At 62.6% G+C, this 14,786-nt stretch carries 9 protein-coding genes and 4 tRNA genes; 2 read left to right on the top strand and 11 right to left on the bottom strand.

Annotated elements, in window-relative coordinates; genetic code table 11:
* Positions 1-15: 15 nt before the first annotated feature.
* Together ACMGGG_RS06115 and ACMGGG_RS06110 are read right to left on the bottom strand one after the other, a co-directional pair.
* Positions 16-3,957 (bottom strand): dermonecrotic toxin domain-containing protein, encoded by a 3,942-nt coding sequence (locus tag ACMGGG_RS06115; protein WP_414155050.1) that lies wholly within the window; start codon positions 3,955-3,957, stop codon positions 16-18.
* Positions 3,958-4,043: 86 nt separating this feature from the next.
* Positions 4,044-6,080, bottom strand: coding sequence for an FAD-dependent oxidoreductase (locus ACMGGG_RS06110; RefSeq protein ID WP_414155049.1), 2,037 nt, complete (start codon positions 6,078-6,080; stop codon positions 4,044-4,046).
* A gap of 186 nt (positions 6,081-6,266) precedes the next feature.
* On the opposite strand from ACMGGG_RS06110, the gene ACMGGG_RS06105 reads away from it, so the two are divergent.
* Together ACMGGG_RS06105 and ACMGGG_RS06100 are read left to right on the top strand one after the other, a co-directional pair.
* The gene (locus tag ACMGGG_RS06105; RefSeq protein WP_063546687.1) at positions 6,267-7,385 is read left to right on the top strand and encodes a nitrilase-related carbon-nitrogen hydrolase; all 1,119 of its coding nucleotides are present in this window, start codon (positions 6,267-6,269) and stop codon (positions 7,383-7,385) included.
* 4 nt (positions 7,386-7,389) lie between these two features.
* Positions 7,390-8,430: an AraC family transcriptional regulator gene (locus tag ACMGGG_RS06100; protein WP_414155048.1), complete on the top strand. Its 1,041-nt coding sequence runs from the start codon at positions 7,390-7,392 to the stop codon at positions 8,428-8,430.
* 238 nt (positions 8,431-8,668) lie between these two features.
* Here ACMGGG_RS06100 and ACMGGG_RS06095 read toward each other — a convergent pair whose 3' ends face one another.
* The 9 genes from ACMGGG_RS06095 to ACMGGG_RS06055 all read right to left on the bottom strand — a co-directional run bounded on the left by ACMGGG_RS06095 (position 8,669) and on the right by ACMGGG_RS06055 (position 14,697).
* Positions 8,669-9,538: a DUF2242 domain-containing protein gene (locus ACMGGG_RS06095; RefSeq protein ID WP_112897766.1), complete on the bottom strand. Its 870-nt coding sequence runs from the start codon at positions 9,536-9,538 to the stop codon at positions 8,669-8,671.
* A 257-nt stretch (positions 9,539-9,795) separates the two neighbouring features.
* Positions 9,796-9,872 (bottom strand) — tRNA-Asp (locus tag ACMGGG_RS06090).
* 139 nt (positions 9,873-10,011) lie between these two features.
* Positions 10,012-10,088 (bottom strand) — tRNA-Asp (locus tag ACMGGG_RS06085).
* Between the two features lie 99 nt (positions 10,089-10,187).
* A tRNA-Asp gene (locus ACMGGG_RS06080) sits at positions 10,188-10,264 on the bottom strand.
* Between the two features lie 79 nt (positions 10,265-10,343).
* A tRNA-Val gene (locus ACMGGG_RS06075) sits at positions 10,344-10,419 on the bottom strand.
* A 168-nt stretch (positions 10,420-10,587) separates the two neighbouring features.
* Positions 10,588-11,361: an SDR family oxidoreductase gene (locus tag ACMGGG_RS06070; RefSeq protein WP_063543879.1), complete on the bottom strand. Its 774-nt coding sequence runs from the start codon at positions 11,359-11,361 to the stop codon at positions 10,588-10,590.
* Positions 11,358-12,569 (bottom strand): O-succinylhomoserine sulfhydrylase, encoded by a 1,212-nt coding sequence (locus ACMGGG_RS06065; protein WP_063543877.1) that lies wholly within the window; start codon positions 12,567-12,569, stop codon positions 11,358-11,360. Before ACMGGG_RS06065 ends, ACMGGG_RS06070 begins: the two co-directional genes overlap by 4 nt.
* A gap of 25 nt (positions 12,570-12,594) precedes the next feature.
* A complete protein-coding gene (purF, locus tag ACMGGG_RS06060) occupies positions 12,595-14,100 on the bottom strand; it encodes an amidophosphoribosyltransferase (RefSeq protein ID WP_063543875.1) in 1,506 nt (501 codons plus the stop codon).
* Between the two features lie 42 nt (positions 14,101-14,142).
* Positions 14,143-14,697 carry a CvpA family protein gene (locus ACMGGG_RS06055; protein WP_054893108.1) on the bottom strand — a complete coding sequence of 185 codons (555 nt, stop codon included), beginning with the start codon at positions 14,695-14,697 and terminating at the stop codon, positions 14,143-14,145.
* Positions 14,698-14,786: the final 89 nt, after the last annotated feature.

The following is a 14,786-nucleotide window of genomic DNA, read 5'->3' as shown; positions in this document are numbered from 1 at the left end:
CCGCACGTTAGCAGGTCAACGGCGCCCCGTCTTCCAGCTGTGGGCATTGCCGACATTGATATAGTCTTCCAGTGGCGTCAGCAGCGCGGAAACGCGCTTCACCCATTCAAATACCGCGCGCTCGGGACGTACGCCGTTGTCCTGCGAGTGGAAGATATACAGCTTCGCCTCGGTCAAGGCCTTCTCGATCGCGCTGGCGCTGTGCCGCATCGTATTGAGCAGACCAGGGCCAGTCACCTGGGATACCTCACGCATGTACTCGGTGAAACCAGGATCGGAAAACTTCGGACGATGCCCAAGCTTGCGACTAGCGCTGAAACGCTGGGACATTTCCCGCAACACCGCATCGAGCAATGGATTGCCCTTGAGCGAGGCGAAATGACTGTTGTTGGGGCCGTTGAGCATCAGGGTCGCGTTGCTCACCACCCCGCCCACCGCCAGTTGCCCAGGGCGCAATGTCAACTGAGGCAGCGGGCGGAGCAGCACATCGTCCATGTCCATGTACACCCCGCCCAACTCATCTATCAACTTGTAGCGCAAGGCGTCGCAGGCCGCCGCATAGTTGCGGGTTTCCGGCCGCAGGAAGAACTTGAACACCTCACCCTGCGGACCCTCCTCGAAATCCTTGAAGAACGCGTCTCCCTTCAAGGACGTGCAGGTTGCTCCTGGGTAGCGCGAGCGTAGCTTGCGCAACTGCAACGCATTGTTCACCCCCCATCCACTGCGGCCTAGAAAATGCAGATGCAACTGATAACCGCCGGCCCGTGCCATCTCGATGTTGCCCTTGAGCGTGGAGTCGTGAGACGCAATCAGATTGTCTGCGCTGCCGATCCAGATCTGGTGGATAACCTTCGGGAGCAGCTCCAGCCCACTGCTCGGCGGCAGCTCTGGTAACACCGGCCGCTGGAGACACTCCAGTTCCAGGCGCGCTTGCTGGCGCTCCAATCGAGAAGCCGCAGGGCCAGGGTCGACGGCGCCCAGATAGGTATTCGTCTGCTCATCCCGCCGGTAATAACGACCTTTGGAAGATGAGTACCAGCAGCAATAATCCAGATCGAACATCACCTCCACCTCCTGGGTGCCGTCCATGATCCGGAAAGTCCTGCCACTGCTATTGGCGCTTTCTCGGACCCCGCGCATCACCTTCATCGGCATTGGCCGGACCGGCAGCGGTTGATCCATTCCGCCCAGCAGCCCCGGGCGGCGCACGATCAGCCAGTCGCCTGTACGTGGATCACGTTCGATTCTTGGATCGGGATTGGAAAACAACGAGCGGCTTTGAACCCCGTCGCCTGATCCGATATAAAAAATCGACGTGCGTTGCAGCGGGTCACGCACTTCGTAGACGGGGTAGTAGCGGCCCTGCAAAGACACGTTCAACCGGCCATCGAAGACCAGTAACCCCTTGCGCAGGCCGTGAGAAATGACAAAGGGCGCGCCCTGAGGCTTGGGCACTTCGTCGATCGCGACGACCGACCGTACACCGCTGCCGCTCACCAGTCGCAGCGGCACTCCCGAAGCAGCGGGAGCCCTGAACCGGTAGAACTTTGCGTTAGCCAGGCCGCTCAGGCTGGTCAAGGCCTCGAGGGCATAGGTTCCGGCCTGCTCGCGCTGCCCGCTGGCCAGCGCCGCATAGCTGTTGAACATGTAGTAGCCAAGCTCTGCCAGGTCGAGCACGGTCATGACCCGCGCAGGAATCAGCGCGCTCAGCACGCGGAACACAGTGACGGCGATATCCAGGCCTCGCTCCAGCCGCAACTCGGCATCGGAAACCGCCAGGCTGTTACCTTCGGCCAGCAGATAAGCGATGCGATAATTGAAAATTGCCTTGCCTATCGGTTGGTTGAGGGTTTGCGTCGCCAGCTCTGCACCGGCCTTGCCATCAGCGATGCGGAGCAACAGAGGCAAGGCGGTCCCGAGCTGATGACGGCCGAACCGCGACACCCAGTACTCAGTGCTTGCAGGCCACGGCGACGTCCGTTGCAGACCCTCGAGCTCTTGGGCCAGCACGCTGCGCAGAGCCCTGCGAGAGCTGTGGCGCCTGAACGGCTTGCCAGATGGATGGCCGGGTGTATAGCAGATCAGTGACGACTCACCGACTTCATGGAAGATCAGCACGTCACGCAGGGAGTTGCCACCCAGCGTGAGCAGCTGCAACTCGGCACGCTGCCCTTCGCGTATTGGCCGCTGGTCCGGCGATGGATGATCCAGAATGTCCTGGACAGCCTGATACCCGGAATCGTCAAGGTCACCGGTAGCATGCGCCAGGAACGCATCGAGCCGCAGACGTTTCTCGAACAGGCTTGTCGCAGCATCGTGGCGCCGCTGGTGCAGGCCCTTGGTTTCGCCATCGGAAGGTGTCTTCAACGCGTCGCTGATTGCTTGTAGATAGTGCGCCTGCAGGTCCAGCCGCTGGATCAGGCTGCCCAGCCGAGTACTGGAAAGATAGCGTGACTGAGCCTGAGTAACGCCACTGAATTCGACCGTCCAACTGGCGTCGGCCCTGGCATCCATGCGCATGGCGATGTATTCGAGCAACGAGCACTCGCTCTGCAGGCTTTGCGCCTGTCCAGGATCAGGAGTGACGCCCGGCGCAAGTTCCGACTCTGGCAATTCGGGGCTGTATTCGACGACGTCGATCTCGACGGTGACAGCACGGGGGTCCAAATCCTGCCCGTCCTTGCGCAATTCGATGCGAATCCGATCACGGGCGAAATCCTCGAAAGCGGGTAACTGCTGCCAATAGTCCTCGGCGAGGCTCTGCTGCTGGGCAATGTCCAGCAACAGGCCATCCAGTATGTCTTGCTGCGCTTGGCCAAGGTTGCGCAGACCATCCGGTAGTTGCGCCCGCAACGACTGGCGTTCGGCCTCGAACGCCAACAGCACCTGCGTGGAACGTGCACGCGATACATCCAGGCCGATACGATCATCCCATACACCGCGCTGCTCGCAGGTCGCGCTCGCGCGCCAGGCCTCACACTGCTGTCTGGCCAGGTGCTCGAACGGATTGCCCTCGATCACCCCGGCTCGCACTTCGAAGCTTGCGTCTTCGCGCTCCCATTCTTCCAGCAACGCCTGCTGCGCCTCCGGTGCCAGGCGCATCAACAAGGCCAAGCCCCAGGCGCGATCCTCCAACAATGCCTTGCGCACCCCATCCAGGGTGGCCTGGAGGTTGTCGTGACGACGGATGAAACCGAAGTATCCACTGCAATACAGCACAGCTTCGCCGGTCAGAGCCTGCCGCTCGGTAACGTAGGACAGTGCCGGGTCGTAGCCGGCCGGGATTTCGCTGAGGACCAGCATGCCTGGCAAAGAGAAGGACTTCGAGCTTCCACCGGTGCGCACCGTCAGGTCATAGACACCTCTTGGCACGCTGCGGTCGGAGAAACGGGGGTGGTCGACGATGTCTTCGATCAGCACCCTGGCTTGGACAGTGAGCGTTCCAACGCTCTCCAGCAGTTGCACATCATCCGCCAGGCTCGCGCGCACCTGCTGCTCCATGGCCAGTTGCCGAGGGGCCAACGACAGCTGCGCGGGAACCTCCCAGTAGGTTTGCGCATCGACCTCGAAGCGGCTGAGCACCGTCTTGGCGTCTATAAGCTTCAAGGCGTCGTGCACCTGATCCAGGGTCACGTCCGCAATCAGGTCGGCTTCGGCCAGCGAACTGGCGCTCGACGACAGCACCGCCTGTGCCGGGTCGAAGAGATCAGCCGTGGTCTGCCCCAGGCGTGCGGACTCGACCAGGCTCTTCAGGGTGTGGCCATGGGTGACCGTACGCTCCTCGGAGCCCTCGTCGTCGATGAATTGCAACAGGTAGGGGGCACGCGCCAGCAGGCCTGGCAACTGTGCCTCGAACAGCGCAAGGGCCGACGCGCCGAGCGTGGGCAGGGCATCGGTTTGCGGGAATTGATCCGGCAGTTCGGCGGCAAGCGGCTGGGGTTGCGGGGGATGGGTCATGGCGGCAATCTCTTTTGAAAATCGAGAGGTTGCCGCCACCAGACGGACAGTCGGTGCTAAGTATGTCTTCCTGGAGCTCGGTCTTCCTAGAGCTCCGCTGCCAGGCGCGATCCCTGGTTGATCGCGCGCTTGGCATCGAGCTCGGCAGCGACATCCGCACCACCGATCAGGTGCACCGATTGCCCCTTGGCCAGCAGCCCTTCATACAGCTCGCGCTGCGGCTCCTGCCCGGCGCAGATCACCACGTTGTCCACCGCCAGCACCTGCGGTTCGCCCTCGCCAATGCGCACATGCAGGCCCGCATCATCGATCTTCAGGTAATCGACGCTGTTGAGCATCTGTACCTGTTTGTTCTTGAGACCCGTACGGTGAATCCAGCCAGTGGTCTTGCCCAGGCCGTCGCCGACCTTGGTCTTCTTGCGCTGCAACAGATAGACCTGGCGTGCCGGGGCATGGGGTTCAGGCTTGACCCCCGCGATACCGCCGCGGGCCTCAAGGCTGGCATCGATACCCCACTCCTTCCAGAACGCAGCGCGATCCTGGCTGGTGGCGATGCCCTTGTGCACCAGGTACTCGCTGACGTCAAACCCGATACCACCGGCGCCGATCACGGCAACCCGCTCACCTACTGGCTTGCGCTCGAGCAGCACATCAAGGTAGCTCAGAACCTTGGCATGCTCGACCCCGGGGATGGTTGGCGTACGTGGGGTGATCCCGGTAGCCAGGATAATCTCGTCGAAGCCGCCCGCCGCCAGTTCGTCGACACCGACACGGGTGTTCAGGCGCAGCGTCACGCCGCTGTTCTTCACTTTGTTGGCGAAGTAGCGCAGGGTCTCGAAGAACTCTTCCTTGCCCGGCACACGCTTGGCGACATTGAACTGCCCACCCATCTCGGCGCTGGCATCGAACAGGGTCACCTCGTGCCCACGCTCGGCGGCGACCGTCGCCGCAGCGAGGCCAGCAGGCCCTGCGCCGACCACGGCGATGCGTTTCACCGCACGTACGGGCAGGTAGTTGAGCTCGGTCTCGTGGCAGGCACGCGGGTTCACCAGGCAACTGGTCAGCTTGCCGCCGAAGGTGTGGTCCAGACAGGCCTGGTTGCAGCCGATGCAGGTGTTGATCTCGTCCGCGCGGCCCTCGGCCGCCTTGTTGACGAAGTCAGGGTCGGCGAGGAAGGGCCGGGCCATCGATACCATGTCGGCATCGCCTTCGGCCAACACGGCTTCGGCCACTTCCGGCGTGTTGATGCGGTTGGTGGTGATCAGCGGAATCTGCACTGCGCCGCGCAGCTTGGCGGTTACCTTGCTGAACGCTGCGCGCGGCACCTTGGTCGCGATGGTCGGGATGCGCGCTTCGTGCCAGCCGATGCCAGTGTTGATCAAGGTGGCGCCCGCCTGCTCGATGGCCTTGGCCAACTGCTCGATCTCGTCCCAGTTGCTGCCACCCTCGACCAGATCGAGCATCGACAGGCGGAAGATGATGATGAACTCACGGCCCACCGCTTCACGTACGCGTCCGACGATCTCTACCGCAAGACGCATGCGGTTCTCGTAGCTGCCACCCCAGCGGTCAGTGCGGTGGTTGGTGTGCGCGGCGAGGAACTGGTTGATGAAGTAGCCTTCCGAACCCATGATCTCGACGCCGTCGTAGCCGGCACGCTGGGCCAGTACCGAACAGTTCACAAAGTCATCGATCTGCTTCTGGATGCCCGCCTCATCCAGTTCCTTGGGCTTGAACGGGTTGATCGGTGCCTGGATAGCACTGGGCGCCACTTGCCGCGGGCTGTGGGCGTAGCGTCCGGCATGCAGGATCTGCAGACAGACCTTGCCCCCTGCCGCGTGCACCGCCTCGGTGACGATCCGATGCTTATCGGCTTCTTCGTCGGTGCTGAGCTTGGCCGCACCGGAGTACACGCCACCCTCGTCGTTCGGCGCAATACCGCCGGTCACCATCAGGCCCACCCCGCCACGGGCACGTTCGGCAAAGTAGGCGGCCATCCGCTCGAAGCCACCCGGGCGCTCTTCGAGACCGGTGTGCATGGAGCCCATCAGGGTGCGGTTACGCAGGGTGGTGAAGCCCAGATCGAGCGGGGCCAACAGGTGTGGGTAACGTTCGGCAGCCATGGAGGGACTCCTGATGAGGCGTGATCACGGAATGCGGGTGCCTCACACGGGCCCCGTCGTTTGTCTGCCGTCGACATTAAACAGGCGTTTGAACCGGCTCAATGATCGAAACTGACAACTTATTGATCCTGCTGCACAGCGGGACTACCCTAGAGCACCCTTGGCCTCAAGATGCCGTACCGCTTCATGCGCAAACTCCTGGCAAGCGCCCTGGCGCTGGTGATGATCGCCGCCCTGTTCAGCTATGGCTTCTGGACCCAACAGCGCCCGGAAGGTCATTACCTGTCCGATTTGCGCATCGAACTGGCGCTCAACCAGGGGGTACCCGGCGAGCACGGCAACCTGCTGGGCATCGAGCCGCTGCTCTACCCCAGCGACTACCAGAACCTCGGGCGCCTGCACCGCAAGCTCTCGGCCTATCTGGAACAGGCCCGTGCCCAAGGCTTGGTCAACCCGCGAACGGTGGTGGTGCTACCCGAGCACATCGGCACCTGGCTCTGGGCCCGCGGCGAGAAAAAGGAGCTGTACCAGGTCACCCAGTTCCGCGAGGCCTGGCAGTGGCTGGAGCTGAGCAACCCCGTGCGCTACGGCCTGGCCATGCTGGCGGCCACTGGTGATGATCGCCGCTCCGACGCGCACCTGCGCATGAAGGCGCGGCAGATGGCCGCTGACTACCAGCAACTGTTTGGCGGCCTGGCCCGCGAGTTCGGCGTCACCCTGGTGGCCGGCTCCATCGTGCTCCCGTCGCCTTATGTCGAGGAGGGCCAGTTGCATGTCGGCAAAGGCCCCCTGTTCAACAGCAGCCTGGTGTTCGCCAGCGATGGCACACCGCTTGGCCAGCCGCAGTTGCAGCAATACGCCGATAGCGAGGTCCGTCGTTTCATTCAAGATGGCCAGGCCCAGCCACTGCAGGTCGTGCAGACCCCGGCGGGGCGCCTGGGTGTACTGGTGGGCAGCGACAGCTGGTATCCGCGCAACCATGAACTGTTGGCTCACCAGTCGGTGCAACTGATCGCCAATCCGGTGTTTCTCAGTGGCAAGGGAAGTTGGCAGGAACCCTGGCGCGGCAACCGCCACCAACAGGCTGCCAACCAGTTGCCGCTGAGCAAAGGCGAAGTCAGTGAAGAGGCGGCTTGGCGTCAACTGATCCTGGCCGCCAACCCCAAGCTGCCAAGCATCAGTGTCTTCCTGCGCGGCCAGTTCTGGGAGCTGGGCAGCGACGGCCAGGGCTTTGCCAACCAGGCGGGCGCGCAACTGGCTGGCAATCCCAGCCAGGGGGCCCGCCTGCTGAACCTGTGGCTGTAAGGGCATGCGCCAGCCACGCGTGCGCCTGGGTGACCTCTCGGTAGGTTTCGTCCAGCCCCTGACTGAAGCCCTGCAGGAGCTCGGATATGACCCGGCACCGCTGCTGCAACGTTATGGGCTGGATGCCATGCGCATGAACGAAGCCGGTGCCCGCCTGTCGATTCCCCGCTACATGCACCTGGGGCATGCAGCCATCGAGCTCAGTGCCGAGCCCGCTCTGGGGCTGCGTATGGGACGCCTGAGCCGCCTGGCCCAGGCCGGCCTGGCAGGCGTGACGGCAGCGCAAGCCCCGAACGTGCGCGAGGCCGCACGTACCCTGCTGCGCTATGAGCCGCTGTACGCTGCCAACTATCGTGGCAGCTCGGCCTTCATCGAAGACGCCCAAGGGGCCTGGCTGCGCTTTTATTCGATCAGCCCGTACAACACCTACAACCGCTTCGTGGTCGATTCGTTGCTGGCCGGCTGGCTGGCACAGCTGTCAGGGCTGGCTGGCACGCCGCTGCTGGCCGAACGCATGGAAATCGAGTTCGAGGCGCCCGCCTACAGTACCCTGTACCAACCATTGTGCAGCACGCCCGTGCAGTTCGATGCCGCCAGCAACCAGCTGCGCCTCGGCCAGGCCGCCCTCGCGCTGGGCAACCCACACCACTGCCCCAGTACCTGGCAGCACCTGCTGCAACTGTGCGAGACGGAGCTGACTCAGCGCACGCGTGTGCGCAGCCTGGGCGAGCGCATCACACATCTGCTCGGCCCATTGCTCAACGGCGGACGGGAGCCTGACCTGGAGGAAGTGTCACGCCACCTGCAATTGCCCACCTGGACCTTGCGTCGCAAGCTGGCCGAGGAAGGCTCGAGCTTTCGCGGCCTGCTCAACGACACCCGACGCGACCTCGCCGAAACCTATATCCGCGACACTGAGCTGGCCTTCGGTGAAATCGCCTATCTGCTGGGATTTGCATCGGCCGAAGCCTTCCAGCGCGCATTCAAGCGCTGGACGAGGCTGACACCGGGGGAGTTTCGCCGCCATCAGCGGCAAGTAGGCTAGAGCTCGGTGGCGTCTTCCGCCGCCTCCGGGGTATCCAGTTCATATGCCTGGAATTCGAGAAGTTCTTCCTGATAGTCGTCCATTGGCCTGCGTCCTCTTGCATTCATTTTTTCATGGGTCTGGCCATCAAGCTAAGCGGGCCGGATGAAGGAATCATGACATCCCCATGAGGAATAAACGTAGCAGGCGTTCAGGTCGTTAACCGCAGTACGTGTGTAACAGCAGATGAAGCATTTCCCTAGAGTGACGAAGGTACCGGCTCGCCGGTGGGTGCCGCTTGCTGCACCTGGATCGGCGCAGCTTCGACCGGCGGCGCAATAGGCTGGGAGCCCTGGCTATCGTCGACCACTGGCGCCGCGGGCGCCTCGCTGGCGGCCGGTGCTGCAGCGGTCGGCGATGGCGCGTGCTCCGAAGGAGTCACCGGCGCTGCCGGCTCGACCTGCGGCGCGCTGCCAGACACCGGCACCGCCGCTGGCTGTGCGGCCGGGGCCAATGCCGCAGGCTCGGGCAAGCCCAACTCCTGCGCCGGTTTTTCAGGCTTGGGCGCCTCCACCTGAGGGGCGGCCTTTTTCTGCTTCTTCGGTTTTGGCAGGTAGCTTTCGACCAGCGCGAAATAACGCTCGTAGAACTGCGGCGAAGTCACGGTTTCGCTGGCCACCTTGACCATAGAGTCGTCGGTGGAGCCGATCGGCATCGACACCGAGCCGAGGATGCCGACACCGAGGCTGGCCGAGGTGTTGGATTTTTTCAGGGTGTAGCGATCCTGCAGGGCGTTGGCAAAGATCGTCGAACGCTGATCGTCGCTGCTGTCGGGGGCGCAGGTGATGTTGAAGCTGATCTGCAGGTGGTTCTCGGCGTTCTGCTGGAAGCTTTTGTTGCCCGCCACCTGGCTCGCGTCACTGCTGGTGATGATATAGCCCTGGCTCAGCAATGCCCGACGCGCGGCTTCGCACGACCCGGCATCGCTGACCTGGAAGCTGCGCGAGAACGTCCCCGAGTCGTCGAAGTTCTCGTGTTCGTAGATCGCTGCCTTTTTTGAGGAACAGCCGGAAACACCCGCCAGCACCAGGGCCAGCCCGAGCGCTACAGAGACGGTAGATCTGGACATTGTCAATTCCGGGAAGAACGAATGGTGCCTATTGTGCAACACATCGCTGGGTCGCTGAAACCGCTGGTCGGTGAAGAGTCTGTCAGCATCGGGTAAATGTTCGGAGTGACCCCGTCAGCTTCACGCCGATGTCTAACAGCACTGGCGATTGATACCAAGGCCGGCACTAGCCATTCACCAGGCCACAGAAACAAAAAAAGCGACCCTAAGGTCGCTTTCTTTGTGCTTCGAGGGGTTCAGTGACCTCGAAGCGAATATGGCGCAGCGGACGGGACTCGAACCCGCGACCCCCGGCGTGACAGGCCGGTATTCTAACCGACTGAACTACCGCTGCGTATCGCACAGGCCGAAGCCTGCTTGAAACTGGGATCTGCGTGCCAGCGCATGACGCTGGTGTTGCAGGCACAAAAAAGGCGATTGGGTTATCGCCTTCAATGTCGCTTGGAGGAGTTCTAGGGCCTCGAAGCAGAAGATGGCGCAGCGGACGGGACTCGAACCCGCGACCCCCGGCGTGACAGGCCGGTATTCTAACCGACTGAACTACCGCTGCGTATCTCGCAGGCCGTAACCTGCTTGAAACTGGGATCTGGCAGAAAGGTCTTGCCTTCATGCCACAGACCGGTGAAGCTCACCCATCTGTTGAAGTAAGTGGCGCAGCGGACGGGACTCGAACCCGCGACCCCCGGCGTGACAGGCCGGTATTCTAACCGACTGAACTACCGCTGCGCATATGGACTTGCGTCCTGTTCCTCTCTGGTAGGAAGCTTCTTTCGAAGCGCCCTGGGCCAGGAACAATCTCAGGAAGTGGTGGGTGATGACGGGATCGAACCGCCGACCCTCTGCTTGTAAGGCAGATGCTCTCCCGGCTGAGCTAATCACCCTCGCGATGTTGCTTGTTGCGTTTGCTTCGCTGAGGCCGCGAAATTTACGCAGGTACCGATGCTAAGTCAATAGCCCCGTTGAATTTTTTTTCAAAAACCTGAAAAAGCGTCAGAACGAAAAAGGAGCCTTGTCGGCTCCTTTTGCTTTGCACAGCGGCAAGTGGCGCGTCAGCTGTAGATCATCTTGCGGCTCATGCCGCCATCGACCACAAATTCCTGGCCGGTGACGAATCCGGCCTGACGCGACAACAGCCAGGCCACCAGTGCCGCAACATCCTCCACCGTCCCTACCCTGCCCGTTGGATGCTGGGCATGGTCGGCTTCGGTGAGGGGTTCGGCGCGGCGCTGGGACGGATCGCGGGCGTCGATCCAACCAGGGCTGACGGCGTTGACCCGGATCTCCGGCCCCAGGCTCATGGCCAGGGCGTGGGTCAGTGCCAGCAGCCCGCCCTTGCTTGCGGCATAGGCTTCGGTGTCCGGCTCCGACTGACGTGCACGTGTGGAGGCCAGGTTGACGATCGCCCCGCCATGCGCGCGCAGGTAAGGCGCACAGTGCTTGGCCAACAGCATCGGGCCACTGAGGTTGACCGCCAATACACGATTCCATTGCGCAAGGCTCAAGCTCTCGAGCGTATGGTTGTGCGGGTTGGCGATGGCCGCGTTGCACACCAGCGCATCCAGACGCCCGAATTGGCCCAGCACCTGCGCCACACCAGCGCTGACCTGGGCCTCGTCGGAGACGTCCATGGCGATGAACCAGGCGTTGCTGCCCAGGGTCTTGGCAACCTTGGCACCGCGCTGGCGGTCCAGGTCACTCAACACCACCTGCCAACCTTCGCAGATCAGCCAGGCGGCGATGCCCAGGCCGATGCCGCGGGCGGCACCGGTTACCAAGGCCACCCGACCGTTATGGTCTGGCTCGCCACCTGTCCAGTCGATCACAGCGCTGCCAACCCACGCGCCAGGTCGGCCTGCAGATCGACGACGTCCTCAAGCCCTACCGCAACACGAATCAGGCTGTCACGGATGCCGGCCGCCTCGCGCTCCTGCGGGCTCAGACGACCGTGGGAGGTGGTCGCCGGATGGGCGATGGTGGTCTTGCTGTCACCCAGGTTCGTGGTGATCGAAATCACCCGAGTGGCGTCGATAAAGCGCCAGGCGCCCTCTTTGCCGCCCTTGACCTCAAAGCTGACCACCGCGCCGAAGCCACTCATCTGGCGCTTGGCCAGTTCGTGCTGTGGGTGGCTTGGCAAGCCGGCGTAATGCACCTTTTCCACACCCTCCTGCTGTTCCAGCCATTCAGCCAAGGCCTGCGCGCTCTCGCAGTGCGCACGCATGCGCAGCTTAAGGGTCTCCAGGCCCTTGGTGAAAATCCAGGCGTTGAACGGGCTGAGGGTCGGCCCCGCGGTACGCAAGAAGCCCACCACTTCCTTCATCTGCTCGGCACGACCGGCAACCACGCCGCCCATGCTGCGGCCCTGGCCGTCGATGAACTTGGTCGCGGAGTGGAAGACGATATCGGCCCCCTGCTTGAGCGGTTGCTGCAGCGCCGGCGTGCTGAAGCAGTTGTCCACTACCAGCATCGCGCCACCGGCGTGGGCGATTTCGGCCAGTGCGCCGATATCCACCAACTCCGCCAGCGGGTTGGACGGCGACTCGACGATCAGCAGCTTGGTATTGGCCTTGATGGCGTTCTTCCAACCACCAAGATCGACCAGCGGCACATAGTCCACCTGCACACCGAAGCGCTTGAAATACTTCTCGAACAGGCTGATGGTCGAGCCGAACACGCTCTGCGACACCAGCACGTGGTCGCCAGCGCTGCACAGCGACATGACCACGGCGAGAATCGCCGCCATGCCGGTGGACGTCGCCACGGCCTGCTCTGCACCTTCCATGGCCGCCAGGCGCTCCTCGAAGGCACGCACGGTCGGGTTGGTGTAGCGTGAGTAAACGTTGCCCGGCGTTTCACCGGCAAAACGCGCAGCCGCATCGGCGGCCGTGCGGAAGACATAGCTGGAGGTCAGGAACAGCGCTTCGCTGTGCTCGCCCTCGGGCGTACGGTGCTGACCGGCACGCACTGCCAGGGTGTCGAAACCGACACCCTCCAGGTCGCTGTCCAGCCGTCCGGCATCCCATTGATCCGTCATGCCGTTACTCCTAAAAAGCCCAAAGTCAGTTGTTGTACAGGTCGATGATCGCGCTGACAGCCTGGGTCTTGACCTTGGCCGCATCGTTGCGAGCCTGTTCGATACGGTCCAGGTAGGCATCGTCGATGTCGCCGGTAACGTATTCACCGTTGAACACCGCGCAATCGAAGTGCTCGATCTTGATCTTGCCGCCACCGACCGAGTCGATCAGGTCCGGCAGGTCCTGATAGATCAGCCAGTCGGCGCCGATCAACTCGGCCACCTGTTCAGTGGTACGGTTGTGGGCGATCAGTTCGTGAGCGCTCGGCATGTCGATGCCGTAGACGTTGGGGTAACGCACAGCCGGCGCCGCGGAGCAGAAGTAGACGTTCTTCGCGCCTGCCTCACGGGCCATCTGGATGATCTGCTTGCAGGTGGTGCCGCGTACGATCGAGTCATCCACCAGCATCACGTTCTTGCCGCGGAATTCCAGCTCGATGGCATTGAGCTTCTGGCGTACCGATTTCTTGCGCGCGGCCTGGCCGGGCATGATGAAGGTACGGCCGATGTAGCGGTTCTTGACGAAGCCTTCGCGGAACTTCACACCCAGGTGGTTGGCCAGCTCCAGGGCCGCGGTGCGGCTGGTGTCCGGGATCGGGATGACCACGTCGATGTCGTGCTCCGGGCGCTCGCGGCGAATCTTCTCGGCCAGCTTCTCGCCCATGCGCAGACGCGCCTTATACACCGAGACACCGTCCATGATCGAGTCAGGACGAGCCAGGTAGACATGCTCGAAGATGCAGGGCTGCAGTTTCGGGTTGTTGGCACACTGCTTGGTGTACATCTGCCCTTCTTCGGTGATGTACACGGCCTCGCCTGGCGCCAGGTCACGGATCAGGGTGAAGCCGAGGACGTCCAGGGCAACGCTTTCGGAGGCGATCATGTACTCGACGCCTTCGTCGGTGTGGCGCTGGCCGAACACCACCGGACGAATGCCGTTGGGGTCACGGAAGCCGACGATGCCGTAGCCGGTGATCATCGCCACCACCGCATAGCCACCGACACAGCGGCTGTGCACATGGGAGACCGCCGCGAACACGTCCTCCTCGGTCGGCTGCAGCTTGCCGCGTACGGCCAGTTCATGGGCGAACACGTTGAGCAGCACTTCCGAGTCGGAATTGGTGTTGACGTGACGCAGGTCGGACTCGTAGATCTCCTTGGCCAACTGTTCGACGTTGGTCAGGTTGCCGTTGTGCGCCAGGGTGATGCCATACGGCGAGTTGACGTAGAACGGCTGAGCCTCGGCCGAGGTGGAGCTGCCCGCGGTCGGGTAGCGCACGTGGCCGATGCCCATGTGGCCGACCAGGCGCTGCATGTGGCGCTGCTGGAAGACGTCGCGCACCAGGCCATTATCCTTGCGCAGGAACAACCGGCCGTCATGGCTGGTCACGATACCGGCAGCGTCCTGGCCGCGGTGCTGGAGGACCGTTAGCGCGTCATACAGCGCCTGATTGACGTTCGACTTACCGACGATACCGACGATGCCACACATGCGACGCAACCCCTACTTTGACGAAACTTGAGTGAAAAGCGCTCAGGGCCGGGATGGACCGAGCAGCTGTTCCTTGAACGGAAGATCAACTGGAGAGCTGATCCCACTGGACATCCACTGACCGGCGAAACCGAGAATCAGGTTCTTCGACCAGTCAGCGACCAATAGAAATTGTGGTATCAGGCGTGATTCCTGCCACCACGGATCCTGTTGCACCGGGCCCAGGCTGAGCAAGCCGACGGCCACCACCACCAGCAAGGCCCCGCGCGCGGCGCCGAACACCATGCCGAGGAAACGATCGGTGCCGGACAGCCCGGTCACGCGGATCAGCTCGCCGACGAGGAAGTTGATCATCGCCCCCACCAGCAGGGTGGCGACGAAAAGAATGGTACACCCGGCGATGATCCGTGCCGAGGGTGTCTGGATATAGCTCTCCAGGTACTGCGACAGCGACCCGCCGAACATCCAGGCGACCGCGCCGGCAATGATCCAGATGAGCAAGGACAAGGCTTCCTTGACGAAGCCGCGCTTGAGACTGATCAGTGAGGAAACGGCGACGACCGCAATGATCGCCCAATCAACCCAGGTAAATGCCACGGTGCTGCCTGCAGACGTTTGAGGCGGCGTATTTTAACAGAGCGGAGGGCTTGGGGTAAGCGGAATGTCAGGTCGTTGAAGGCCTGCAG

The organism is Pseudomonas sp. BNK-44-b, assembly GCF_047456245.1.
GTDB classification, from domain to species: Bacteria; Pseudomonadota; Gammaproteobacteria; order Pseudomonadales; family Pseudomonadaceae; genus Aquipseudomonas; species Aquipseudomonas machongensis.
Note: the sequence above shows the minus strand (reverse complement) of the source record. Positions and strands in the feature narration are given on the sequence as shown.